Here is a 21,610-nt window from a genome sequence, read left to right as displayed (position 1 = left end):
CTTCACTGGGGTCACCACAAAGTTCATAAATCCTGATTGAGCCCCATTTCTGAGGGCCCGTGGCTCAGCCTGGATAGAGCGACGGCCTTCTAAGCCGTAGATCCCGGGTTCAAATCCCGGCGGGTCCGCTTGATTAATTTTTAAAGTGAGGGTGTGGGGTGTCTGATGCTTCGTTAAGTGTCTCGGGGGTTTTAGAAACCTATTTATATTGATTATTGGAGTTAAAATCCACCATGGAGATGCTTGATGTTTTCCTCGCTGTCGGCATTCTCATTACAGTGTCAATTCTCATGACAATGTACAGGGTTTTCAGAGGCCCCACAACCCTCGACAGGCTGATGGCCACCAGCGTCATAGGCACGAAGGTCGTGGTGCTTCTGGTTGTCATCGGCTACCTCTTTGAAAGGCCGATTTTCGTTGACATCCCTCTGACCTATGCTATGCTGAACTTTGTTGGTACACTGATAGTTGCCAAGTATATTGAAAGGGGAGAGTTATGGAAGCCCTACACGTAGTCTCAGCCTTGCTCATGTTCTCCGGCGTATTCTTCATGATAGCCGGAGCCCTCGGCATCATTCGATTTCCGGACTTCTACACGAGATTGCATGCGGCAGGTAAGTGCGATACTCTCGGAGAGGTGCTCATAATTCTGGGCTTCATGGTCTATGAGGGTTTCTCTTTCCTCTCGGTCAAGCTGCTCTTCCTGTCGTTCTTCATACTGCTCGCTAATCCCGTGGGCACTCACGCGCTGATCAGGGCAGCGTACCTCACAGGGGTCAAGATGTGGAAGAAGGAGGAGTCTCAATGAGCGAGAATCTGGACAGGAAAATATCTCTGATACTCACTTTCGTGACGATGTTCGTATTCTGGGTTCTGCTGTCAGCCTGGGCCATCTCACCCGACGCTCCGGGCCACTTCAATGCGATTCACATCTCCCAGGGCATAGCTGCGGCCCTCATCACCACATACCTGTCGAGGAACGTTATATTTGACCTGAGCAGAAAGTGGCACGTGAAATTCCTGAGGGCAATACCATACATAGCCTGGGAGCTCTGGCAGATTGTCCTCGCCAACCTTGATGTTGCATGGAGAGCAATACACCCGAAAATGCCCCTTGACCCAGTGGTTGTTGAATTCGAAACCCCGTTGAGGGGAGATCTCGCTCTGACATTCATGGCGAACTCCATAACCCTGACTCCCGGAACGATAACCATACTGGTTGAGCCGGAGAAGGGGAAATTTGTGGTTCATGCCATAGACAGGAAACTGGCTGAACCACTCTTGGTCGAGCAGACGATGCAGAACAAGATAGCCCATGTCTTTATGGAGGGTCAGCATGATAGTTCCGCTTGATATAGCCCTGATAATCTTCCTGATAGTATCCGCGGTTTCAGCACTGATGGTGAGAGACTTACTCGCCTCCATCGCAATCCTCGGCACATACACGTTCGTCATGGCATGCATTTACGTCCAGATGAACTCTGTGGATGTGGGTTTCACAGAAGCTGCCATTGGCGCGGGAGCATCAACGGCCCTGATGGTCGCAAGTCTCACCAGGCTAAAGAGGTTTGACACGAGCAAAATCAACGTTTCAAAGGCGGTTGTTGGAGCAATGGCTGTTTTCATGCTCGCTGGTCTGTTCATTTACGTCGTTGAAGACATGCCCCCATTTGGAGAGCCAGAATCCCCTCCAAACAAGTGGATCGAGCTTTTCAGCCTCGAAGACAGCGGAATTTCTGCACAGCTCGAAAATGGCGTTCTTCCCGATGAGATCAGGAGCAGAATAGAGTCCATCGGGTACACCACAGCCAGCAACTGGCCACCCCTTGAGGATGGGACCTACAGGATTGTGTGGAACGAAGAAGAGCATGGCTGGGATGTGCTGATTGAAAAGAACGAGAAGTTCTTCCCCAATTTGGAGAAGCTCTACTTCATCGAATCATCGAACGGGGAGCTGAAGGTGTACAGGTACTCCATTCCGGTGAGGTGGGAGGAAAAGAGCGAAGAGGAGATGAACACGCCCAACATGGTCACGGCAGGTCTTGCAGATTACAGAGGCTACGATACGCTTGGAGAAACCGTGGTCATTTTCACAGCAGCGGTTAGCGTTGCAGCACTGCTGAGGAGGGGATATCTTGAGTGATGACGTAAATGTGGTCATCAAAACAACCATACGAACCATGCTCCCGTTCATCCAGCTTTACGGCTTTTACGTCATGACGGGAACTGAGGGAGCAGGAGGTGGATTTCAGGGCGGTGTCATTCTTGCCGCATCCTTCATACTCTACGCCATAACCTTCGGGGCAGAGAAGGGCAGGGAGAAAGCTCCTGAAAGCTGGAACACGGCCTTCAAGAGCTTCGGCCTCTACATATACGCCGGAGTCGGAGTGCTCACCGTGCTCTACAGTCTTGGCTCTGCCGAGTTTCTGAACTACTCTGCAACCTTTCTCAGCCTGTTCGTACCCCACACCGTTGCGAGGGGGATCCTGATTGCTGACGTGATTGAGGTCGGAATAGGTATAACCGTGGCTGCGAGCTTCACCTCGCTGTTCTTCGACCTCGTGTGGAAGGGTGATGAGGATGGACGTGATTGAGCTTTTCCTTGAGCGCTACAACTACTGGAGCTTTGTCGTGCTCATGCTGATTGGTCTGTATGGGGCGATAGTCTACAACAACCTCGTGAAGAAGATAATCGGGCTGAGCATATTCCAGACGGCCATATTCCTGCTCTTCATATCCATGGCCGATGTTGGAAGAGATATTGAGAACACGCTCGGCCTCAAGAGCGGGACAGCGCCGATAGTCTGGGAGAAGGGAATAGAGCACGGCTACATGTACGTCAACCCCGTCCCCCACGTTCTGGTGCTGACGGGCATTGTCGTTTCAGCGGCAACGCTCGCTTTAGCTCTTGCTTTGATGATTCGCATCTACAGAGAGTTCGGAACGCTTGACGAAGAAGAGCTGAGGGAGATGGTAGAATGATTGAACACCTGCCAGTATTGATTGTTGCGATATCCCTGTTAGCATCCTTCACGATCCTGATATCGGGAATATTCAGCAGAAGAGCCGGATATTACATATCTCTCGCGACTATAGTCATCCAGCTGATCTTTTCCGCAATTCTGCTGAATTACATCCTGAAAAACGGACTGATAAGGTACTGGCTGGGCGGCTGGAGACCTCCGTGGGGCATAGAGTATGTGGTTGACGAGCTCGGAGTTTACATGCTCTCCATCGTCCTCGTGTTCAGCCTTCTCGCAACCATCTACGCAAGGAGAGTTGTGGAAAAAGAAATCGAGGAGAGCAAGTGGCCGTACTTCTACACACTCTGGCAGCTGATGATATCTGGACTGGTTGGCGTTTCCGTTACCGGAGACCTCTTCAACCTCTTCGTCTTCCTTGAGATAGCCTCGCTCGCGGGTTATGCGCTGATAGCAATGGCCGGCAGGAAGGCTTTCGTTGCATCATACAACTACCTCATCCTCGGGACTGTCGGAATCTCGTTCTATCTGCTCGGAACGGCTTTTCTCTATGCGGAGACAGGCACCCTGAACATGCTCGACGCGAGGATCCTGCTCTCCTTAGTTTACGAGAACAGGGTCGTGCAGGCCTCGTTTGTGTTCTACTTCATTGGGCTTGCAATAAAGATGGCCCTCTTTCCATTCCACACCTGGCAGCCTGACGCTTACGAACACTCTCCCTCCGCTGTCACGGTGCTGATATCCACGGCAATGGCCAAGATAAATGCCTATGCTCTGATAAGAGTGATCTTCTCCGTCTTCACCGTCAGCTTCCTGGAAAGGTTCGTTCAGGTATGGACTCTCATCGCCTGGATTGCCGCTCTGGCAGTAATTCTGGGTTCTGTGTTTGCAATAATGCAGAGGAGCCTGAAGAGGATGCTCGCCTACTCTTCAATTTCCCATGTCGGTTACATAGTTCTTGGCATGACCTTTCTTCACACAAAGTGGGGGTTGAGCGCTGCGGTTGTGCATCTCCTCAACCATTCCATAATGAAGGCCACGCTCTTCATGGTCGCCTGCGGCTTCATCTACAAGTTCGGGTTCAGAGAGATCGATGATCTCGCCGGGATTGGGAGAAAAATGCCATTCTCAGCAGCAGCGTTTACCATAGCCGCGATATCGATGATCGGAATCCCCCCGACGGTTGGTTTCGTAACGAAGCTCTACATAATCCTTGCATCCATCGAAACAGGACAGATAGCATACATCTTCGTCATGGTTGCAAGCTCTCTTCTCAGCCTCGTTTACTTCTGGAGAGTGATCGAGACCATGTACATGAAGGGCGACCACCACCATGAGCAGGAAAGAGAAGAACTTCCGGCTGAGATGCTCCTGCCGGCCATATTCCTGTCGTTCCTCACCATAGCCTTCGGACTGTTCTGGCTCAGCGGTGCTGGCATGCCGATGCTCGACACGATTGCGAAAACCTTAGGGGTGGTGCCATGAGCGCTGAGGCGCTTGTGCTGATTGCTCTGCTGTCCCCCGGTATCGCTTCACTTCTGATACTGCTCACCGGCAGATATCCAAATCTGAGGGAGAGCGTTACAATCCTCGCTTCCGTCGTGAGCTTCCTCGCCATAGTCCCGCTGTCTAAGGAGGTTATGCAGGCTCCGGTCGAAGTTACGCTCTTCTACATCGCTCCGGGACTTGACTTTGCCTTCAGGGTTGACGCTTTCGGTATGATATTCGCCATAACCTCATCCTCGCTGTGGATTCTGGTCTCGATATACTCAATCGGCTACATGCGTGCCTTAAACGAGCACGCTCAGACGAGGTTTTACTTCAGCTTCGCCGTTGCGATATTTTCGGCCTTTGGTATCGCTTTTTCAAAAAACCTGCTCACATTCTACATCTTCTACGAACTCCTGACAATCTGCACCTACCCGCTTGTTGCCCATGAAGAAACACCCGAGGCAATATCCGGTGGAAGGAGGTACCTCGCCTACCTCTTACCTTCTGGAGCCGCGCTCCTCGTTGCACTTGCCATAACCTACTGGCTCACCGGAACAACTGACTTTCAGGCAGGGGGCTTCATCAACGGGCCTGCGGAGATTTTGAGAATACTCTTCATAATCTACCTCCTCGGTTTCGTCAAGGCTGCATACATGCCCCTGCACTCCTGGCTCCCAACGGCGATGGTTGCCCCAACCCCCGTCTCGGCGTTGCTGCATGCTGTCGCGGTTGTTAAGGCGGGAGTGTTCGGAGTGATAAGGGTCGTCTACTACATCTACGGCCCCGATCTCGCCTCCAGTCTAAACCTTGGTGCGATTCTCGCCATCATAGCAGGATTCACGATGATTGTGGCTAACATTCTGGCGATTGGAGAGGATAACCTGAAGAGGAGGATAGCATATTCCACAATAAACCAGCTCTCCTTCATCTTAGTGGGAGCAGCAATGCTGAACCCTCTGGCCTTTGCAGGAGCTATAATGCACATTCCATTCCATGGCTACATGAAGATAACGCTCTTCCTGTGTGCCGGGGCAATAGCAGTGATTTCCGGTAAGGACAGGGTGAGTCAGCTTGACGGGCTTGGGAGGGCAATGCCTGTAACATTTGCAGCATTCTCAATCGGTGCTTTCGGAATGAGCGGTCTTCCCCCTGTGGCGGGGTTCATAAGCAAGTGGTACATAGCTCTCGGCACCATAAGTGCCAACAACCTGATTGCCCTCGCAGCCATTCTGGCAGCATCGCTCCTCGATGTGGTTTATTTCTTCCCGATCATCAGGAATGCCTTCTTCAGGAAGCCAGACGGAGAGTTCGACGAGAGGGGCAGGCTGTACCACCTGTACATGGTGGTGCCACTCGCCCTGACCGCGGCATTTTCGATAATCCTCTTCCTGAATCCCGACATTCTGAACGTTTTCGAGCTGGCGAGAATAGCGGTAAATGACGTCTGGGGTGGTGGAATATGATTGAGCTTGATGCAGAAAGGTGGATGAAGTACCTGTACGCCATTGCAGCACTCCTGATCACTGCAGATATCGCATACTACTTCGCTGCCCATCCAGAGCATCACTTCTCATGGGAAATTCCGGCGTTCAGCGCAGCCTACGGCTTAATCATGTGCATTCTGCTCGTTGTCGTGTCAAAGTCCATTGGCAGGTTCATAATGAGGGACGAGGACTACTACGAAAGATTGGGAAGGTGAGATGAATGACCTGGATTCACCCCGGTATTGTCATAATTCTTGGAGCCCTCCTGATTCCATTCATCAGGTCGAGGAGAGCTGAGCAGATTCTGTTCATTCTGCTCCCTCTTTCATCCCTGTCCATACTCCTGCTAACATCCCTCGGTTACTTTGGAGAAATCCCGTTCACAGCACTGAAGCTGCACTTCCTCGACTACGAGCTTGTCCTTGCAAGAGTGGACAGGCTTGCGATGGTTTTTGCGTATGTTTTCTCCCTCGCTGCAATAGCAATGAACGTCTATGCCCTTCATGCCGACAGACGCGAGCATTTTTCGGCGATGATGTACGTCGGCAGCGCTCTCGGAGCGGTTTTTGCAGGTGACGTCTTCACCCTCTACGTCTTCTGGGAGATAATGGCCCTTGCGTCCCTGTTCCTGATCTGGTTCAGAAGGACTAAGAGTGCAGAGAGTGCCGGGTTCAGATATGCCCTCTGGCACCTCTTTGGCGGTCTGTGCCTGCTTGCAGGTATCGTAATGTATGTCTTCCAGACCGGAAGCATAGCATTCAACCAATTTGACCCATCCATCGGTTACGCATACTACCTCATGCTGCTTGGATTCATCATAAACGCTGCGGTCCCACCACTGCACGCCTGGTTGCCGGATGCCTATCCTGAAGCGACGGTTACAGGAGCGGTGTATCTCACGGCCTTCACGACAAAGACCGCCGTTTACACCCTCGCAAGGGGGTTTGCAGGAGAAGAAATTCTGATGTGGCTTGGCGCAATAATGGCCATGTACGGAGTCATCTTCGCCGTCCTGGAGAATGATGGCAGGAGATTGCTGTCTTACCACATCGTCTACCAGGTCGGATACATGGTCGCGGGGGTGGGAATAGGCACAGCAATGGCAATAAACGGCGCGACGTCTCATGCCTTCACGCACATCCTGTACAAAGCTTTGTTATTCATGGGAATGGGTGCGGTTCTTCATGCAACCGGGAGGAGTAGATTGACTGATCTTGGGGGCCTCTATAGATATATGCCGGCAGTATTCTGGCTTTACATGGCTGGGGCGTTCTCTATTTCTGGCGTCCCATTATTTAGTGGATTTGTGAGCAAGAACATGACCGTGTATGCTTCGGCTGAGGCTAATTTGCCTCTGGTATGGCTGCTGCTCGAGGGTGCGAGCGTAGGAACATTTCTTTCAGTAGGCCTAAAACTTCCATGGAAGGTATGGTTTTACGGTGATGCAAATGTAGAACCGGCTAAAAATCAAAAGAATATGCTTGTAGGAATGGCGATACTTGCACTGCTGAATGTATTCTTTGGAACGTATCCCGGATACAAGCTCCTGTATTCCATACTGCCGTATCCGGTCGAGTACCATCCCTATGCCCCGGCAAAGGTCTTGGCAATGAGCCAGCTACTGCTATTCACGTTCTTCGCCTTCTGGCTAATGAGGGACAAGCTCAGAGGAGAGGCGAAAATTGTTCTCGACACGGACTGGCTGCCCAGAATCCTTGGAAGGTACTTCATTCACTACAGTGTGAGGTTCACGGAGTTCTCCAAGGAGCTGGACAGGAGGTTCCTCGAGATGACATCGAAGTTCAAAGCAATAGCGAGTGTGAGGCTCAGGGAGCTCAGTGCAGGCTACGGAGTGCTGATAGCCAGTCTGATCTTTGCGGTCTACCTTCTGCTGTTCATAGCCTCATGAACTCTTTTTTGTTTGCGGTGAGGGGTTCTGCCCGGGAGACCATGAAAAACTATTTAAATTCATACCCGAATGATGGGTCAATGCAAAAGTTCGGCAGAATAGCAGAGCTCTGCAACCTTTTCTTGATTGTAGTAGTACACTGAATCTTTCGATTAGTGGTGGGTGGTTTTATGAGAGGTGCTGATGCCATTGTCAAGGCTCTGGAGAAGGAAGGTGTGAAGCACATCTTCGGCATACCGGGAGGAGCGATAATTGAGGTTTACGATGCGCTGTTCGATTCGGAGATAAGGCACGTCCTCACCAGGCACGAGCAGGCTGCGGTGCACGCTGCAGACGGTTACGCAAGGGCAACTGGAAGGACCGGTGTGGCGTTCGCAACGTCGGGCCCAGGAGCGACCAACACGGTCACGGGGATAGCGACGGCTTACATGGACTCCTCTCCCATCGTCGTGATGACTGGACAGGTGGCGAGGAGTCTGATCGGGAACGACGCATTCCAGGAGGCGGACATAACCGGCATAACTATGCCAATAACCAAGCACAACTACCTCGTGACGGACGAGGGAGAGCTCCTCAGGATAGTCAAGGAAGCTTTCCACATTGCCTCTACCGGAAGGCCGGGGCCTGTGCTCATAGACCTTCCAAAGGATGTCACCGTCGCTGAGGTCGAGTTCGACTATCCTGACAGGATAGAGCTTCCCGGCTACAAGCCGAAGTACGCCGGGCACCCGAGGCAGATAAAGAAAGCGGCGGAGCTGATAATTAAAGCTGAGAGACCGGTGATTCTGGCTGGAGGAGGTGTCGTGCTTTCAAACGCGAGCGAAGAGCTGACAAAGCTGGCCGAGACGATCCCGGCCTACGTTGCAACGAGTCTGATGGGCAAGGGTGCGATTCCTGAAACCCACCCGCTCAGCCTCGGGTTCGTTGGAATGCACGGCTCGAAGTACGCGAACTACGCGGTCCAGGAGGCTGACGTTTTAATTGCCGTTGGTATCAGGTTCTCCGACAGGACAACTGGCAGGGTTTCCGACTTCGCCCCCAACGCGAAGATAATCCACATTGACATAGACCCTGCCGAGATAGGAAAGAACGTTGACGTTCACGTGCCAATTGTTGGAGACGCGAAGCTCGTCTTGAGAGAGATGGTAAAGCACATAACCTACAGGAGGAGGAAGGAGTGGGAGGAAAAGGTTGAGGGCTGGAGAAAAGCCCATCCTCTGAGGTACAGGCAGGACGAAAAGATCAAACCCCAGTACGTCATAGAGAAGATCTGGGAGCTCGCTCCGGATGCGATAATAACCACCGAAGTCGGACAGAATCAGATGTGGGCTGCGCAGTACTTCAAGGTCAAGAGGCCGAGGCAGTTCATAACGTCCGGCGGTCTCGGAACGATGGGTTTCGGTTTTCCGGCAGCGATGGGCGCGAAGACAGCATTTCCGGAAAAACAAGTTGTTGACATAGCCGGAGACGGCAGCTTTCTGATGAACATCCAGGAGCTCGCGACGTGTGTTGACTACGGGATAAACGTCAAGGTCGTCATTCTGAACAACATGTTCCTCGGAATGGTCAGGCAGTGGCAGGAGCTGTTCTATGACGAGCGCTACTCCGCAACCTGTCTCAGGTGCAAGGAGATGAGCTTCGAAAAGATTGCCGAGGGGTTTGGCGCTGTGGGCATGACCGTCGAGAAGCCATCGGAGGTCGAGGACGCTCTTAAGGAGGCGTTCGAGATCGACGCTCCTGTGGTGATAGACTTCAGGGTTGACAGGCTCGAAAACGTCTATCCGATGGTGCCGGCTGGAGCTGCGCTGCACGAGGTTATTGACGAGGAGGTGTGATTGATGAGGCACACGATTGCCGCGCTCGTTGAGAACAGGCCCGGAGTGCTCGCGAGGGTCGCGGGTCTGTTCAGGAGGAGGGGATTCAACATAGAGAGCCTCGCGGTCGGGGTTACGGAGAAGGAAGGGATCTCGAGGATGACCATAGTTGTTGCGGGTGACGACAGAACTATAGAGCAGGTTACAAAGCAGCTGAACAAGCTCATCGAGGTAATAAAGGTCAGCGACGTCTCAACCAACGCCGTCGAAAGGGAGCTTGCCCTCATAAAGGTTGCCACGACTCCCCAGACGAGGGGGGAGATAATAGAGATAGCCAACATATTCAGGGCGAGGATAGTCGATGTCTCGAGGGATTCATTCATTGTGGAGATAACCGGGGACGAGGACAAGGTCAATGCATTCATCGACCTGATGAGGCAGTACGGCATAAAGGAGGTTGCCAGAACTGGAAAGATTGCGATGCAGAGAGGCAGCAAGTCGATGGAATGACCGAGTTCAACCCCTTTTTTAAACGCTACTCGAAGGGTCTGAGGAGGGTTGCCGTAGTATATCCGAACAGGTATGTTGGGGGAATCTCCAACATAGGCATTCAGAGGCTGTACTACGAGGTGAACCGCTCGGAAAACTATCTTGCAGAGAGGTTTTACAGCGACGTTTTTGGTGGGGTCAGGAGCGTGGAGAATGCCACTCCCCTGAAGGACTTCGATGTCGCTCTTTTTTCAATTCAGTACGAAGAGGACATCTTTAACGCTGTTCGAATCCTCCGCGAAAGTGGGTTTTCTGGCAGAAGCGTGGCGGGTGGCCCATGCATAATCCAGAATCCGTTTCCGTACACCAGAATATTCAACAGGCTGTTCGTCGGCGAAGCGGAGAACGCGGTGGTGGACATTGTCGAGGACAGAGACGTGGAGGGTTTGATACCTCACTCCTACAGGAGGAGGAGGGTCGAGCTTGACAGCGAGATGAGGAGCGAGATTGTTGGCGATGGGGCTTACGGAAGAGCTTTAATCATTGAGATAGGCAGGGGATGCCCGAGGGGGTGCAGATTCTGCGTCGTTAGGCAGATATACTCGCCTGCGAGGTGGAGGAGCGCTGAGGATGTGCTCGAGTTTGCGGAGGAGAACAGGAAGCTTGCAGACAAGGTTGCCATGGTTGCTCCGTCTCCTACTGACCACCCGGAGTTCATGGAAATAGTTTCTGGTCTCAGGGAGCTGGGATTTGACGTCTCTCCATCTTCTCTGAGGGCTGACAGGTTTGACGAGGAGATGGCAGAGCTGCTCTCCGGGACAAAAACCCTCACGCTCGCACCCGAGGCTGGGAGCGAGAGGCTCAGGGATGTTCTGAACAAGGGAATTTCTGAGGAGGATATAGTAAATGCGGTTGAGATTGCCGAAGGTGCGGAGAGAGTCAAGATGTACTTCATGTTCGGGCTGCCAGGAGAGACCCGGGAGGATCTGGAGGAGATCGTCAGGATGGTGGAGAGGATAAGGAAAATGGGCAGGAGAGTGGTCGTCTCGATAAACCCCCTCGTGCCAAAGCCCCACACGCCTTTTCAGTGGCTTCCTTATGGAGGTGATCCTGAGAAGAATGTCAGGGAGAATCTGAGGGAACTGAAGAGGAAAAGGGGTTACCTGATCTCGAAACTCAGGAGAATTGCTGAGGTTGAGGTCGAGAGCGTTGAGAGGTTTGCTGTGCAGACCATAATCTCCAGGGGTGATGAGGAAGTAGGAGAGCTCGTTGTGAGGGGCGCGAGACCTTCGGAAATCCTGAAATCCGGAGCCACGAGGTTTCTCGGGTTCATACCTCTTGATCGGGAACTGCCTTGGGATGGGATCGAGATGGGGTACAGAAGGAGGAGGCTCGTCCGGGAGTTTGAGATCTCGATGGAGAAGGCGGGAATCACCTTACCCTGAATATCTGGGTCCCCATGCTGTCGAACACCTTCTCCATGCAGGTGAAGTTCTGCGGACCGTACAGTCCTCTCTCATAGTCTCCGTACACTATGTAGGTCGCGTTGTACGACTTCGCTATTTCGAGCGCGACCTCGCAGGAGGAAGTGTAGATCGCCCTGACATCCGCCATTCTTCTGGCTATCTCGTCTCCACTGTCCCTCCAGTGAACCTCGTGGTTCGGCCACGCTATGACCGCCTGGTTTCCCGTGAATGACGCGATTCTACCGCTGTATGTGTAGCTCCCCTCGACACCCTCGACGATGACTGCGTTTTTCCCGTACAGCCATTCCACGGCACGGTAGTCTCCGGGGTGCGACTGTTCCATGAACCTCAGACCGTCAAGGCTGAGTTCTGCCTTGTAGTGCCTTGCTGGCGTTGCGACCGCCGGATACACAAGCATGAGGGCAATCAGAACGATCGCCACCTTCTTTCTCGTCTCGTACACTTTCTTTAGCGATTCTGAAAGTGCCGGAATGAGGAGTGTCCACGACAGCAGGTAGAACTTGAAGTACGTGTTCATCCTGAAGTCAATTGCAACAAACTCGCACACGAGAATGAACAGTATGGCAGTGACGGCGAGAACGTCCTCGAATCCACGTCTTTTAACCGCATATGCCGCTGGCGGAAGGAACAGAAATGCTGGAGTGACTATGGAAGGGAGGGCAAGCAGGAGGTATGCCGGACTCTCCTTTATCTCCTCGACATATCTCGCGTAAAGGAGGACGAGGAACAGCCCCCAGAACAGGACGAACTGGACGGGCGGGCTGAACTCCAGCGTCAGGAAAACCGGTGCACTGGTGTTCATCTCGAGCTTGAAGGCGAGTATGAGCAGTGCAGATGCCAGAACGTGAGGCCAGTAGCTCCTGTCCTTGTGGAGCATTATTGCTGCAGACAGCAGGAAAAATGCCGGGGCGTCCCAGGAATTGGTTGCGAACAGGGCGAAGTTCATGACCGGAATTGCCCACGAGTACTCGTTTTCCCTGTAGAACCTGTAGAGGATGGCGATAAACAGAATTTTGAGGGGTATTGCGACTACGTGGGCGTGAAGATCTCCGTGGATAAAGCTGAAGTACGGAAACTCGGTAATCACTTTTCCAAACGTGCTGTCCGGGATTATTCTGGTCGAGTTCCAGTAGAACAGGTATCCGGGCAGGTTTCCTGAGGTGATGTGGGAGATCAGCTCGTAAAGTGCATAAAGGGGTCCGGCAAAAAGGGGTACGAGCCCGATAACTCCGATCCCCCTCTCCCTGAGGAATCCGTGGAGTACGGATACCGAGATCGCCCCGACAAAGGCCATCGCGATGTTGTAGGCATACCACGGTGGGGTAAGGCTGAGCTTCGCGATTACCGCAGAAATCACGGAGCCGAAGTAGTAGTAGACATCCAGTCTCTTCCCGGCGAAGTAAGGATCTGGAGGTGGGAAGCGGTCCGCGTTAAGCACAGCGTTCAGGAATGCCGAGTCCATGAACTTCTCCGCGCCGAATATGTCTGGAGCGAGGCTTCGAAGGAACAGGAAAAACGCGAACGATATGATGAACGCAAGCTCGTTTCTCACGTCCACTCTGAACGACTCTCTCCCGACCCTGAAAAACGTGTAAGCCAGCAGGATCACGAGAGAAATCGTGAACGCTGCTGAAAAGCTCATGAAGTGGGCAAAAACGTAGGAGAAAAACGCGAGGAGGACAATCGAGAGGAGCTTGGATATGTGGTAGTCCCGGAAGGTGTTCGAGAACAGGACGAGTGCACCTACCAGCACAAGTATGCCCACGGTCATGATCTCATCTCCTTCAGACTTATTCCGAGCTTCAGAGACGAGATCAGCCCGAGAACCAGGGTGGAAAGATTCTTCACGGCGTGATCGGCTATTGCCACTGCCAGTGCCCTGTCGCTGGAGATTGCCGAGGACAGGATCAGCGTGAGTGTAGCCTCGTACGTCCCAACCCCTCCCGGAGTCAGCGGGAGGATCTTTACCACATTACCCATCGCAACGGCAAATGCGGGGATGTAGATCTTAACCGGATCGAATGATGACAGTATGATGTAGCAGACGAGCACGTCGATCATCCATATCGCCGTGGAAAGCGGAATGAACATGAGCGCCTTCTTAGAGAAGATGAGGCTCTTGGCGTCTTCCATGACCCTCGCCACGTACCCCCTCGTTCTTGAGAGGAACACAACACCGAGGATTATGAGCCCGAGGAATGCGAGTGCGTAAACGAGCATGCTGAAGTACTCCATTCCGACGAAGACTATGCTCGCCAGAGCTATTATCAGAATTGCGATGACGTCGTATATCCTCTCAGCCGCGAGCCCGCTGAAGCTCGTCTGATACGCAACATCCTTCTTGGCGTAGACGTAGGCCCTCCCGAGATCGCCTATCCTGACCGGTGTGATCACGTTCAGGGTCTGGCTTATCGACGTGGCCATTATCGCGTACCCCACGCTAACCCCGCCCCGGATGTCCCTCATGAGGAGCTCGAATCTGATTCCCCTGAAGATGAACGAGAGGGGATATACCATGAAGGCCAGCCCCACCTTTGCCGCGTCGATTTCTCTGAATGCGTAAATGAGCTTTTCCGGATTGGCGATGTATATGAGGCTGGCGAAAATGATCAGAGTTACTCCGAGAGAGAAGTACAGAAAGCTCCTTTCGGAGTACCTCATGAGTCTGGAGAACAGGTACAGTGACGTTTTCAGCACGTTTACGCTGCTCTCCTCAGAGTGAACCCACCTGACAGGTATCTCCCTGATCCTCAGCCCCTCCCTCTGGGCGAGCACGAGGAGCTCCGTGTCCCAGAACCAGTGGTTGTCCTTAACCTTTTTTCCGAGTTCAAGCACGACGTCCTTTCTGAAGGCCTTGAACCCGCACTGGTGGTCTCTTATGCTCGATCCGAGCATGATTCTTGTGAGCATGTTGTAAACCCTTGAGGGGAGCTCTCTGACGAATGGTCTTTTCGTTTCACTCCCCCTGACGAGGCGTGATCCAATCGCTATGTCCCAGCCGTCCTCTATTGCGTTTACCAGGTCCCTTATGTGAGCGAGGTCCGTGGAAAGGTCTGCGTCCATGTAGATGACCACATCGTACCTCGCCGCTTTAACACCCTCAAAAACTGCTCTGCCCTTTCCCAGCCTTTCGTCACTGTGGATGTGCCTGACGCACTCATACTTCTCGGCAAGTTTTCTCGCGATCTCATCGGTACCGTCCGTGGAACCGTCTTCCACTATGATTATCTCAAACTCACTGAAGCTGTTACTGAGATAGCTCACGAGCTTCTCGATACTGCTCTCGAGTCTCGATGCCTCGTTGTGTGCCGGTATTATCACTGAAAGCATTGGGCAGAAGTCTGTCAGATGGTTTTTAAAATTATGGAGTGGCTGTCGTAGGTTACGTAACCGCCCTCCCTCCCCTTCGTCAGCATTACCCTGCTGACCGGCTTGATCTCCAGATCCTGTCCTGTCGAGATTTTAGCGTGCATGTCCGCGTAGCTCATTCCGTAAGCGGCTTCGAATGCCACTGCTGGAGTTGTGAGGCGGGCGTTCACCTCTATCACGAATGGGACGTCTGAAACCACGAGGTCAACTCCCACGTACCCCCTCAAACCCTCTATCGCAGAGACCGCATTTACGGCCTCATCCACGACAGCCCTGTCCACTTCTGCCGGTACCACGGCACCTTTGTATTCGAATCCGTCCAGAATCTGCTCGTTAACGCTGAGGACTGTGATGTCCTCGCCTACGTGGAGGCTCACGCTCACGGCCATTCCCTTAATGAGCTCCTGAGCTATGAACCCGTCTGGAACATCTCCACCAGCTCTGATTCCGTCCCCTCCACACGAGACTCTCGGCTTTACGATGTACTCGCACGACAGCTCGCTCAGGGACGTTTCGGGCATGTTCACCTTCCCTCTTAGCTTTTTGTACGTCTTCCACTTGTCTGAGGTGACCTCAACAGCCCTGCTCGACGATCCGAGGTTTTCCACTCCAGACCTCTCCACGATCTTCGTGAGCTTCAGGAGGGTGTGGTCGTTTTCGGGGGCAACTATCAGGGCTGCGTCCGCATTCTCGAGGCATTCTGAGAACGAGAGGTTCGAGGGAAATTGAAAGAATCCCGAAAACTCCGGTCTGACGTAGGATACGAGCTCGTAGTACTTTGAAAACTCAAGCATGCTCCTGAACATCGCAAGCCCCTCGACTGCGATGCTGCTCGGGAGCCTTTCCTGGCAGGTTCCGTGCTCGTATACGAACAGCCTATTTTTCTTCGTCATAGTCCTCTTCGTTGAGCACGATCGCAACGTCTGCTGAGTTTTTGAGGGCCGTGGAAAATCCGGGTTCGGCTCCTATGATTATCGTCTCCTTACCCACCTCCATGGCCTTCTTGAGCACGGCCTTGAAGTCCGCATCCCTCGTAACGAGGGCGAGAACGTCAATGCTGTCGTTGTACACTATCTCCATCGCCTCCACTGCCATTCTGACATCAACGTCTCCTGACGTGATCACGGGCTCGAATCCCTGGTTCTCTATCGCCTCGACCAGCTTGTCCCCTGCGTACTGGTTCAGGAAGACCTTGGCGATCTTTATGTCACCGTACTCGCACAGGATCTCCCTGATCTCCTTCAGGTTGAGGTTGAACTCCTTCCTGAGCATGTTCGGACCATCGACGAGCACTCCTATCTTCTTCTTGTCCTCCTTTCTCGACGAGAGAACCTTCTTGAACTTCTGTATCTTTGAAACGTTTATGGTTGGCTTTATCGGCATGATCACCACCAAAGCTGCAATCAGATATCTACATCAAAAACTTCTCTTGCATTTTTTATAAGCTTGATGGATAGCTCATCAACCTCCATCCCCTTTACCTCGGCAACGGTCTCGTATGCCATTCTTACGTTGGCCGGCTCGTTTCTGCCCTTTATGGGGGACAAGAACGGACTGTCGGTCTCAAGCAGAAGGTGGCCCTCGTCCACAATTTCTGCTATTTTCCTGACGTTTTCTGAAAAGCACACCAGGGTTGACAGGGATACATAGTGTCCCGAATCCACGATCCTCGGTACGAGGCTCTCGCTGCCGGTGTAGCAGTGGAAAACAGCGACAACGTCTCTGCTTTTTATCAGGTCGAAGGCCCTCTCCTCAGCCTTCCTCGCGTGTATTATCAGTGGCAGGTCGAGCTCCTCTGCGAGGTCAACGAAGGTGAGAAAAACGTCTTTCTGTTCGCTGTAGCTCGCTTTTGCCTTTTTCAGGTCGAGACCAACCTCACCTATGCCTATTATCCTTTCCCGGTTCTCCAGAATCTGACTCACCACGTACCTCGGGTCCGACTTGCCAATCCTGTTGGGCGAGAAGCCGAGGGTCGAGTGCACGGCATCGGGGTACTCCCCGGAAATCCTCAGCGACCTCTCGTTTGACGGAAAGTCAAATCCGGAGTCCACAATGAACACGACTCCCGAAACCAGCGCTCTCTGCAGGACCTCCCGCCTGTCCCTGTTGAAGCTGTCGAAGTTTAGGTGACAGTGCACATCCGCGAGTTCCATCATCTGCTCTTCCTCATCTTCATCAGGTAGTTTACCGCGTTTATAACCGCATCTATGGTGGCCATGACGATGTCCGCACCAGCACCCCTCGCCGTGAAGCTCCTGCCGTCCTCATCCTCAACGGTTACGTAAACCTCAGCCAGAGCATCGCTCCCACCTGTTATGGCATCCATCCTGAACTCCGTGATCCTTATGCTCTTGCCGACGAGCTCAGCAACGGCCTTAAGTGCTGCATCCACGGGCCCCACTCCTATCGCGGAGGTAACCTTTTTCCTCCCGTCCACCTCAGCGTTAATAACGGCGGTTGGCGTTATTCTGTTCCCCGTAAGCACGGTCGCCTCGTCCAGAATTATTGCCCTCTCCTCTTTCCTGACCTCGCCCATCAGCACCTCTGCGAGCGTTATGACATCCAGGTCCGTTACCTTCTTGCCCTTGTCTCCGAGCTCCTTCACCTTCTCGACTATCTTCGTGAGCACGTCCTCGCTTACGGCATAACCTGCGTCCTCGAGCATCTTCTTTATCTGGTGCCTTCCCGCATGCTTTCCTATTACAATCCTTCTCCTGTGCCCCACCATCTCCGGTGTTATCAGCCCGGGCTCGAATGTTTTGGCGTCGCTCAGTACGCCATGGGCGTGTATCCCGCTCTCGTGGCTGAAGGCGTTCTCTCCAACTATTGGCGTGTTGGGTGGGAGCTTTATTCCAGAGAGCCTCTCGACGAGCCTCGCGGTCTCCACAAGGTATTCCGTCCTTATGTTGGTTTTCAGACCTTCGACAGCCGTTATGAGCATAACGACCTCTGCAAGGCTCGCGTTTCCCGCCCTCTCACCGATGCCGTTGACGGTCACCTGCACCTCGTCAGCTCCCGCCTTGACCGCCGCGTAGGTGTTGGCAACGGCCAAACCAAAATCGTTGTGGCAGTGCACGTCAATCGGCACCTTCAGGACCTTTCTGAGCTCGCTTACGAGCTCGTACATCGTGAATGGCGTCGCCACACCCACGGTGTCGGGCACATTCACTATGTCGACTCCGGCCTCCTCAACAGCCTTGTAGATGGTCTTCAGGTAGTCTATCTCGGTCCTCGTAGCATCCATGGCCGAGAACATGCACTCCACTCCGTGGGACTTAATGTACTCCACTCCCTCGACCGCCATTTCGACTATCTCTTCTCTGCTTTTTTTAACCGTGTGTTCGATCTGTATCTTTGAGGTTGAGATGAAAATGTGAACCATGTCAGCATCAGCCTGAATTGCCCTGTCGATGTCCTCCCTAACAAGCCTCGCGAGGCCGCACACCCTGGATTTCAGACCGAGGCCGGCAATCTCCTTGACAGCGTCAAACTCACCCTGGGTGGCTGCAGGAAATCCTGCTTCAATAACGTCAACTCCGAGCTTATCAAGCTGCTTGGCAATCTGGATTTTATAGTTCAGCGGGAATGATATTCCGGGAGTCTGCTCCCCGTCTCTGAGCGTTGTGTCAAAGACTTTCACAGTTCGCATACTCCCACAACCGGCCTTCTAAATAAAAATTTATGGTTATGTCAAAATCCGACCTGAACGTTAAGTTCACGGGTAGATGACGTCCTTTGGAACCCTCCTTTCCTCGTCGGCAGGTCTGGTTATCACGAGGACTCCGAGAAACTCGTCGTCTGAGGACCATACGGCACAGTATAGCTTCTCGTAATCTCTGCCCTCGTATGTCAGGTTTCTCCTGAAAACAGACCTTTTCCTGTTCCTCATCTCCTCAAATATGTGTCTGATGAACTTTGCCGTAACTCTCGAGTGGAGCTCCTCCACGTGTTTCCCAATTACTCCGCTGTCGTTAATCACATGCCCGTTACCGTAGAGAAACGTTACAACTCCGTGCTTGTCTATGAATGCGACGGAGTCGTTCGAGTGTATTACGCTTGCCTGAGTGAACACGTTCTTTATAACCTCTGACAGGGGGTCAGAAGCGTCCATGGTCAGTATCTTCTCGTTCAGGTGGTAGATGTACTTCTTTCCGTACCTCCCTCTTGATCTGACCTCCTCTCTCTCCAGGATTCCCTCGGAATACAGTTTCTCGAGTGCCGATGACACCGTGGTGTAGGGGACCTTGATCCCCTCGCTTTCCATGGTCTTTTTGATTTCTCTCGCACTCATCTTTTTTCCGTTTTTCAAAATTGATATGATTTTCAGCTCTTTATCTGTAAGTGACCATGACACGGGATTTCAATAGGCTGGTGGATATATAAATATTTTTCGTGTTTTTACGTCGTGACACGGTTAATTAACTTCAAAATCGGAAATTTTTTAAATTCTCGGTACAACACTGCTCTTGTATGAGGGGTGTTAATCCAAGGGTGCCAGTGCTGTTGCTGGTGTTTGTGGCTTTGGCAGCCGTACACCCTTCAGTGGCAGAAGAGCCCTGTATTGGCTGCCACAAATCCGTAACTCCTGGAATAGTCAGCCAGTACGAGGATTCTGCAATGGCAAAGGCAGGAGTTACATGCCTGGACTGTCACGGTGAGATTAAGGGTATAAACGATCCAAGCGTTATTAACCACAATGGCTACAGAATAACCCCTGTTGTCTCACCACTGCACTGCCAGAAGTGCCACCCGAAGGAGTACGAGGAGTTCATGAGGAGCAAACACGCCTGGACTGCACTCATAGGCCCCTACAAGCTATGGTACAGGGATGTTATCTCAAAGGGCCTTGTTAAGGAAGGCGAGGCTCCTACGAACGACGTCTTTCTTGCAGAGGACCCATACGAACACATGGGCAACACGGTCTCAGCCCTTTTCCCAGCATCTGGCATTCTCGACAGGGTGGGACTTCTCGACGAGATTGATGGCTACAAGAACACGCTGAACTGTGAGGGCTGTCATGGCAGTGCTGTGATTGTCAAGGACGGAAAGATTGTCAAGGGATGGCCCAACAACGGCATTGGCAGGATGAACCCCGACGGCAGTCTGGGGAGCTGTTCCGCATGCCACACAAGGCACAAATTTGACAGGGCTGAGGCGAGAAAGCCTGAAACGTGTGGGCAGTGCCATCTCGGTCCTGACCACCCGCAGATTGAGATATATGAGGAGAGCAAGCACGGAAATATTTACTACAGCCTCGAGAACCACAGCTTCCTGAAAGAGGAGAGATTAACGCCCGAGAACACTCCTGCACCGACATGTGCGGTCTGCCACATGAGTGGGTTCAATGGAGCCAGAACGACCCACGACGTTGGAGAGAGGCTCTACTGGGAACTGCAGCCTGCAATAAGCACTCCTCAGTGGTATCCGTCCAATCTCGTGCCTGTGGGCAAGGCCAAGCCGGACGGGGAAAAGGCCAGTCAGAACAGGGAGGAGATGAAGAAGGTATGCAGAGGGTGCCACTCACCTTCATGGGTTGACAGATACTTTGTGGAATTTGATCAGTCGGTTCAGGACTACAATGTAGTTGCCAAGTCGGCAAAGGAATTCCTGCAGAAAATCTACGACGAGGGGCTTGCAGACAAGAGCAACCCGCTGGACGAGTATCCTGAACTCATGTGGTACTACATCTGGCACCACGATGGCAGGAGATGGAAGATGGGTGCCTCGATGATGGGTTACGACTTTGCCCACTGGAGCGGTATCGTTGACACGGTCATGGACAAGTACGGCAGGATGATAGCATGGTACGACACACAGAAGAAGATTGAGGATGTTAAGGCGCTTGCAGAGCGGAGTAATGAGGAAAACGCGAAAGGGACGCCAACGCCAGAAACTCGGACAGAACAGACTGAAAAATCTCCTGGACTGTCATCCGTGTCGGCGCTTTTTGCCCTGAGCGCGGTGGTGTACTGGTCAAAAAGGAGAGGTGGTTGAAATTACGTCCAAATTTTTTTGTGGGTGGTGTGTGAACATGTGTATATGTGTTGAAGGGGGTGGATTATGAACGTAACGAGAAGGGATTTTGTCAAGCTGTGCGCCTTCGGAGCGATTTCTGCAGGGGTTGCGAGCAGGTACTTCCAGGTAGCATCTTCCCAGAGCTCTGGAAGTGACGAAATAAAGCTGGTCAGGTCCACCTGCTCTCCGAACTGCACGGGCGCTTGTGCGTATCACGCGATGGTATACAGGGGAAGGATAACATCGCTTATCCAGGCCGCCGATTACCCGGAGCCGGACTACAACCCGAGGGGGTGCCTGAAGGGACAGTCGATGGTCAACCTGATCTACGGACCAGACAGGCTGAAGAAACCGCTCATAAGGGTTGGCAAGAGAGGAGAGGGTAAGTTCAAGGCCGTGAGCTGGGACGAGGCTCTCGACTATGCAGCAGAGAAGCTGGTTGAGGTGATGAAGAAGTACGGTCCCGAGAGCATAGCGCTCTCGATTCAGGTTCCCGGAACGGGCTACGTGCACAAGGGGGCTGCGATAAGGCTGGCGAGCATGTTCGGCTGGAGCGTGCTGCACGGATACA

General features: G+C 52.7%; 22 protein-coding genes and 1 tRNA gene. 16 read left to right on the top strand and 7 right to left on the bottom strand.

What is annotated here, in order from left to right; genetic code table 11:
• The first annotated feature begins 53 nt into the window (after positions 1-53).
• From ACXJJC_RS04440 to ACXJJC_RS04375, 14 genes are all read left to right on the top strand, one after another.
• Positions 54-128, top strand: a tRNA-Arg gene (locus ACXJJC_RS04440).
• A 105-nt stretch (positions 129-233) separates the two neighbouring features.
• A complete protein-coding gene (locus ACXJJC_RS04435) occupies positions 234-515 on the top strand; it encodes an MrpF/PhaF family protein (protein WP_048090849.1) in 282 nt (93 codons plus the stop codon).
• A complete protein-coding gene (mnhG, locus tag ACXJJC_RS04430; RefSeq protein WP_048090847.1) occupies positions 497-808 on the top strand; it encodes a monovalent cation/H(+) antiporter subunit G in 312 nt (103 codons plus the stop codon). Before ACXJJC_RS04435 ends, mnhG begins: the two co-directional genes overlap by 19 nt.
• Entirely contained in the window at positions 805-1,353 is a 549-nt protein-coding gene (locus ACXJJC_RS04425; RefSeq protein ID WP_148305899.1) for a Na+/H+ antiporter subunit E, read from the top strand. Before mnhG ends, ACXJJC_RS04425 begins: the two co-directional genes overlap by 4 nt.
• Positions 1,337-2,143 carry a hydrogen gas-evolving membrane-bound hydrogenase subunit E gene (gene mbhE, locus ACXJJC_RS04420; RefSeq protein ID WP_193808356.1) on the top strand — a complete coding sequence of 269 codons (807 nt, stop codon included), beginning with the start codon at positions 1,337-1,339 and terminating at the stop codon, positions 2,141-2,143. Before ACXJJC_RS04425 ends, mbhE begins: the two co-directional genes overlap by 17 nt.
• Entirely contained in the window at positions 2,136-2,594 is a 459-nt protein-coding gene (locus tag ACXJJC_RS04415; RefSeq protein WP_148305898.1) for an MnhB domain-containing protein, read from the top strand. The genes mbhE and ACXJJC_RS04415 overlap by 8 nt, the downstream gene beginning before the upstream one ends.
• Complete coding sequence (locus tag ACXJJC_RS04410; RefSeq protein WP_048093523.1) at positions 2,581-2,982, top strand: sodium:proton antiporter; 402 nt, start codon at positions 2,581-2,583, stop codon at positions 2,980-2,982. Before ACXJJC_RS04415 ends, ACXJJC_RS04410 begins: the two co-directional genes overlap by 14 nt.
• Positions 2,979-4,466 (top strand): monovalent cation/H+ antiporter subunit D family protein, encoded by a 1,488-nt coding sequence (locus ACXJJC_RS04405; protein ID WP_456369630.1) that lies wholly within the window; start codon positions 2,979-2,981, stop codon positions 4,464-4,466. Before ACXJJC_RS04410 ends, ACXJJC_RS04405 begins: the two co-directional genes overlap by 4 nt.
• Positions 4,463-5,935 (top strand): monovalent cation/H+ antiporter subunit D family protein, encoded by a 1,473-nt coding sequence (locus ACXJJC_RS04400; protein WP_456369629.1) that lies wholly within the window; start codon positions 4,463-4,465, stop codon positions 5,933-5,935. Before ACXJJC_RS04405 ends, ACXJJC_RS04400 begins: the two co-directional genes overlap by 4 nt.
• Positions 5,932-6,171 (top strand): hypothetical protein, encoded by a 240-nt coding sequence (locus ACXJJC_RS04395; protein ID WP_456369628.1) that lies wholly within the window; start codon positions 5,932-5,934, stop codon positions 6,169-6,171. Before ACXJJC_RS04400 ends, ACXJJC_RS04395 begins: the two co-directional genes overlap by 4 nt.
• Positions 6,172-6,176: 5 nt before the next feature.
• The gene (locus tag ACXJJC_RS04390) at positions 6,177-7,865 is read left to right on the top strand and encodes a Na(+)/H(+) antiporter subunit D (RefSeq protein ID WP_456369627.1); all 1,689 of its coding nucleotides are present in this window, start codon (positions 6,177-6,179) and stop codon (positions 7,863-7,865) included.
• Positions 7,866-8,035: 170 nt separating this feature from the next.
• Positions 8,036-9,700, top strand: a complete 1,665-nt coding sequence (locus tag ACXJJC_RS04385; protein WP_456369626.1) for an acetolactate synthase large subunit — start codon at positions 8,036-8,038, stop codon at positions 9,698-9,700.
• A gap of 3 nt (positions 9,701-9,703) precedes the next feature.
• On the top strand, positions 9,704-10,189 hold the full coding sequence (gene ilvN, locus ACXJJC_RS04380) for an acetolactate synthase small subunit (protein WP_456369625.1): 486 nt from the start codon (positions 9,704-9,706) through the stop codon (positions 10,187-10,189).
• Complete coding sequence (locus ACXJJC_RS04375; protein ID WP_456369624.1) at positions 10,186-11,613, top strand: radical SAM protein; 1,428 nt, start codon at positions 10,186-10,188, stop codon at positions 11,611-11,613. The genes ilvN and ACXJJC_RS04375 overlap by 4 nt, the downstream gene beginning before the upstream one ends.
• Here ACXJJC_RS04375 and ACXJJC_RS04370 read toward each other — a convergent pair.
• From ACXJJC_RS04370 to ACXJJC_RS04340, 7 genes are all read right to left on the bottom strand, one after another.
• A complete protein-coding gene (locus tag ACXJJC_RS04370) occupies positions 11,600-13,426 on the bottom strand; it encodes a DUF2298 domain-containing protein (RefSeq protein ID WP_456369623.1) in 1,827 nt (608 codons plus the stop codon). The genes ACXJJC_RS04375 and ACXJJC_RS04370 overlap by 14 nt on opposite strands.
• Positions 13,423-14,985 carry a lysylphosphatidylglycerol synthase domain-containing protein gene (locus tag ACXJJC_RS04365; RefSeq protein ID WP_456369622.1) on the bottom strand — a complete coding sequence of 521 codons (1,563 nt, stop codon included), beginning with the start codon at positions 14,983-14,985 and terminating at the stop codon, positions 13,423-13,425. Before ACXJJC_RS04365 ends, ACXJJC_RS04370 begins: the two co-directional genes overlap by 4 nt.
• Before the next feature lie 14 nt (positions 14,986-14,999).
• Entirely contained in the window at positions 15,000-15,917 is a 918-nt protein-coding gene (locus ACXJJC_RS04360; RefSeq protein WP_456369621.1) for an ATP-grasp domain-containing protein, read from the bottom strand.
• Entirely contained in the window at positions 15,901-16,407 is a 507-nt protein-coding gene (locus ACXJJC_RS04355; RefSeq protein WP_456369641.1) for a TIGR00288 family NYN domain-containing protein, read from the bottom strand. Before ACXJJC_RS04355 ends, ACXJJC_RS04360 begins: the two co-directional genes overlap by 17 nt.
• A 20-nt stretch (positions 16,408-16,427) precedes the next feature.
• Positions 16,428-17,180 (bottom strand): TatD family hydrolase, encoded by a 753-nt coding sequence (locus tag ACXJJC_RS04350; RefSeq protein WP_456369620.1) that lies wholly within the window; start codon positions 17,178-17,180, stop codon positions 16,428-16,430.
• Complete coding sequence (locus ACXJJC_RS04345) at positions 17,177-18,673, bottom strand: 2-isopropylmalate synthase (RefSeq protein WP_456369619.1); 1,497 nt, start codon at positions 18,671-18,673, stop codon at positions 17,177-17,179. The genes ACXJJC_RS04350 and ACXJJC_RS04345 overlap by 4 nt, the downstream gene beginning before the upstream one ends.
• 66 nt (positions 18,674-18,739) lie before the next feature.
• Positions 18,740-19,378: a BlaI/MecI/CopY family transcriptional regulator gene (locus ACXJJC_RS04340; protein ID WP_456369618.1), complete on the bottom strand. Its 639-nt coding sequence runs from the start codon at positions 19,376-19,378 to the stop codon at positions 18,740-18,742.
• Between the two features lie 137 nt (positions 19,379-19,515).
• On the opposite strand from ACXJJC_RS04340, the gene ACXJJC_RS04335 reads away from it, so the two are divergent.
• Positions 19,516-21,018 carry a multiheme c-type cytochrome gene (locus ACXJJC_RS04335; protein ID WP_456369617.1) on the top strand — a complete coding sequence of 501 codons (1,503 nt, stop codon included), beginning with the start codon at positions 19,516-19,518 and terminating at the stop codon, positions 21,016-21,018.
• A 66-nt stretch (positions 21,019-21,084) separates the two neighbouring features.
• Positions 21,085-21,610 (top strand): molybdopterin-dependent oxidoreductase (locus ACXJJC_RS04330; RefSeq protein WP_456369616.1); only part of this gene is annotated, 526 nt, incomplete at its 3' end.

The sequence above is a fragment of the Geoglobus sp. genome, assembly GCF_054018175.1.
The sequence above is the reverse complement of the archived record's forward strand: the minus strand, read 5'-3'. Positions and strand labels throughout refer to the sequence as shown.

Bases quoted from the DNA above. Each gene is read 5' to 3' on its own strand.
- ACXJJC_RS04435 (WP_048090849.1), top strand. From the start codon at position 234: ATGGAGATGCTTGATGTTTTCCTCGCTGTCGGCATTCTCATTACAGTG.
- mnhG (WP_048090847.1), top strand. From the start codon at position 497: ATGGAAGCCCTACACGTAGTCTCAGCCTTGCTCATGTTCTCCGGCGTA.
- ACXJJC_RS04425 (WP_148305899.1), top strand. From the start codon at position 805: ATGAGCGAGAATCTGGACAGGAAAATATCTCTGATACTCACTTTCGTG.
- mbhE (WP_193808356.1), top strand. From the start codon at position 1,337: ATGATAGTTCCGCTTGATATAGCCCTGATAATCTTCCTGATAGTATCC.
- ACXJJC_RS04410 (WP_048093523.1), top strand. From the start codon at position 2,581: ATGGACGTGATTGAGCTTTTCCTTGAGCGCTACAACTACTGGAGCTTT.
- ACXJJC_RS04405 (WP_456369630.1), top strand. From the start codon at position 2,979: ATGATTGAACACCTGCCAGTATTGATTGTTGCGATATCCCTGTTAGCA.
- ACXJJC_RS04400 (WP_456369629.1), top strand. From the start codon at position 4,463: ATGAGCGCTGAGGCGCTTGTGCTGATTGCTCTGCTGTCCCCCGGTATC.
- ACXJJC_RS04395 (WP_456369628.1), top strand. From the start codon at position 5,932: ATGATTGAGCTTGATGCAGAAAGGTGGATGAAGTACCTGTACGCCATT.
- ACXJJC_RS04390 (WP_456369627.1), top strand. From the start codon at position 6,177: ATGACCTGGATTCACCCCGGTATTGTCATAATTCTTGGAGCCCTCCTG.
- ACXJJC_RS04385 (WP_456369626.1), top strand. From the start codon at position 8,036: ATGAGAGGTGCTGATGCCATTGTCAAGGCTCTGGAGAAGGAAGGTGTG.
- ilvN (WP_456369625.1), top strand. From the start codon at position 9,704: ATGAGGCACACGATTGCCGCGCTCGTTGAGAACAGGCCCGGAGTGCTC.
- ACXJJC_RS04375 (WP_456369624.1), top strand. From the start codon at position 10,186: ATGACCGAGTTCAACCCCTTTTTTAAACGCTACTCGAAGGGTCTGAGG.
- ACXJJC_RS04370 (WP_456369623.1), bottom strand. From the start codon at position 13,426: ATGACCGTGGGCATACTTGTGCTGGTAGGTGCACTCGTCCTGTTCTCG.
- ACXJJC_RS04365 (WP_456369622.1), bottom strand. From the start codon at position 14,985: ATGCTTTCAGTGATAATACCGGCACACAACGAGGCATCGAGACTCGAG.
- ACXJJC_RS04360 (WP_456369621.1), bottom strand. From the start codon at position 15,917: ATGACGAAGAAAAATAGGCTGTTCGTATACGAGCACGGAACCTGCCAG.
- ACXJJC_RS04355 (WP_456369641.1), bottom strand. From the start codon at position 16,407: ATGCCGATAAAGCCAACCATAAACGTTTCAAAGATACAGAAGTTCAAG.
- ACXJJC_RS04350 (WP_456369620.1), bottom strand. From the start codon at position 17,180: ATGATGGAACTCGCGGATGTGCACTGTCACCTAAACTTCGACAGCTTC.
- ACXJJC_RS04345 (WP_456369619.1), bottom strand. From the start codon at position 18,673: ATGCGAACTGTGAAAGTCTTTGACACAACGCTCAGAGACGGGGAGCAG.